General features: G+C 43.2%; 1 protein-coding gene and 1 pseudogene. Both read left to right on the top strand.

Annotated features, from left to right (window positions below; all coding sequences use genetic code 11):
• A pseudogene (locus tag H6S82_RS29995) lies at positions 1-815 on the top strand (histidine kinase); the annotation flags it as partial.
• Between the two features lie 451 nt (positions 816-1,266).
• Positions 1,267-2,013: a hypothetical protein gene (locus H6S82_RS29990; protein ID WP_190465060.1), complete on the top strand. Its 747-nt coding sequence runs from the start codon at positions 1,267-1,269 to the stop codon at positions 2,011-2,013.
• Positions 2,014-2,203: the final 190 nt, after the last annotated feature.

Genomic DNA, 2,203 nt, shown 5'->3' with positions numbered 1-2,203 from the left:
CGCCGGCATTAGAAAAATCTTTGCAAAATTTGGTCTGCCATATTACAGATAAATACTGGCGAGAAGTATTTTTGTTGGCAGCAGGAATGTTGCAGCCTGCTGATTACTTATTACAGTTAATGAAAAAGCAGGTCGATCGACTTGTAGCTGCCGATCAAAAATTGCAAGAATTTTTGATATGGGTAAGAGAGAAATCACTTTCAGTAGCAGTTCCCTATAAACCTGCTGCTGTGCGAGCTTTTTACTTTAATCTTGCCTACGATCGACATCCTCAGATGAACCCGATCGATTACCGCGATCCCGAACTTATACGCGCCCTAGATCCGAGCCTTTTCATTCTGGTTATATTGGGCAATATCCGCGCATTAGATGTCGGTCTTGACGATTTGCTTGCCCTTACTTGCGATCGCAGCCGTAACCTAGATTTAGCTCATTATCCATACCCTTTCAAAGGCGCATTTTTTCTGGCGTGCGATCGCGCTCTTTCCCTCGAACCAAAATTAGGAGAAGCTTTGCAAGAACTCAAAAATTTATTACCAAATCCTGACGCCGATCTATGGATATTCAAACAATGGTGGGAAGTTAACAGTCAAGCTTGGATAGAGCAATTAAAAGCAGTAATAGTTAAGCATCGCAATATCTGTCATGATTGGCAGTTCAGCAAACAGCAAAAAAGATTGCTTCACGATTATTATAATGCCAATAAGTTACTTGTAGAATGCCTGAATAGCGATTGTTATGTCAGTCGCAAAGTGCGACAGGAAATAGAGGACACATTGTTATTGCCCATAGCTGACGGTCAGACTATTCGGTAACCTAAGTAGCGCAATTGTGCCAATATTAACTCCACGCTCTGCGTAGTCAGCCGCCAGCCCATCACCCAGTAGAAGGAAGGCGATCGCAAAACCAACAACTATAGTAAGGAACTAGATTAATAATCTTACGTCTCTAGAGTGTGAATAAAATTTTGTTGTCCTCACAACAAAAAATCATCGGCAAATAGTCGTATGGCTTGGGGTTGAGGAATAGCGCTTTGCCATTTAGTTACAATGTGACAAGAGAAAGCAATGGAGCCAACAAAATGGCTAAATAGATAACCTTAGCTCCAGCATCTCATAAATATTTTGGCGCAAACGATGGCTTGCCAAAAATAGAGTCTCTTTATTGAGGCCACACAACCAAAAAATCTCAATTAGCACTATCAGAAACAAACTTTGCGAGAGAGCGTCATTCGATATAACAAAGACAAAGAGGAGAAGGCCAGAAATGTTTAATTTGCATCGCTTGCAGAAAACAACTGCCGCACTAATCGCATTAGGAATGACAGCTACTACAGCTGCTCCCATCATCGTTGCATCCCCCGCGTTAGCACAATCTCGCGTAGCTCAATCGCAACGATATGATTACAGACTTCCCTCTGGAACCAACATTCCAGTCAGATATGAAGAAGCAGACAAAATCGTTTTAGCACCTGACGAAACAGCACGAATAACCCTAACAGTAGCGGACGACGTATTAGGGCGTGATGGCAGCGTATTGATTCCATCTGGAAGCCAGGTAGAGGGTCAAATAGAACCCTACGGTAGAGGTTCCCGGTTTGTTGCGAGAAACCTAATTATAGATAGAGGTTCCCGCCGTTCGATTAATGCTACTTCTGATGTAATTACCAGAACAGAAGAAGTAAGCAGAGGCGGTACAAACACAACTTCTATCTTGACAGGTGCAGCAGTCGGTTCGGCAGCAGCAGCACTAATATCAGGTGTAACGGGCGACAGACGCATCAGACCTCTGGAAGTTTTAGCCGGTACTGGAGTGGGTGCAGCAGGAGGACTGCTCCTGGGGCGCAATCGAGATAAAGCTAAAGTTGTCATCATCGACCCCGACAGCGATTTGGATCTGAGACTCCGCTCTGACTTAGTGCTGAGCTCCTATGGTTACAATTCCCGTTCTAACTCAGATTACGACTCAGGACGCTACTCAAGACCAAGCTCAAGAGACGATCGAGGCATTTAGATAACCATTCTCCAGTCCAAAGCGATCGCAAACTGTTTAGGTTGCGATCGCTTTTTTAATATTTCTTAGCTGCGCGTAACATAACTTTCGTTTTTCATCCTCTTGCTCTCTCAAAAGAGAGAGCAACTTTGTCAAGTAAAAAAATTATTGTATATTCTTAAATCTAAAACCAGAAATGCTCGATAATACT

It is taken from the genome of Planktothrix sp. FACHB-1355, assembly GCF_014748295.1.
In the GTDB taxonomy this organism is placed as follows: domain Bacteria; phylum Cyanobacteriota; class Cyanobacteriia; order Cyanobacteriales; family Aerosakkonemataceae; genus Aerosakkonema; species Aerosakkonema funiforme_A.
Note: the sequence above shows the minus strand (reverse complement) of the source record. Positions and strands in the feature narration are given on the sequence as shown.

Bases quoted from the DNA above. Each gene is read 5' to 3' on its own strand.
- H6S82_RS29990 (WP_190465060.1), top strand. From the start codon at position 1,267: ATGTTTAATTTGCATCGCTTGCAGAAAACAACTGCCGCACTAATCGCA.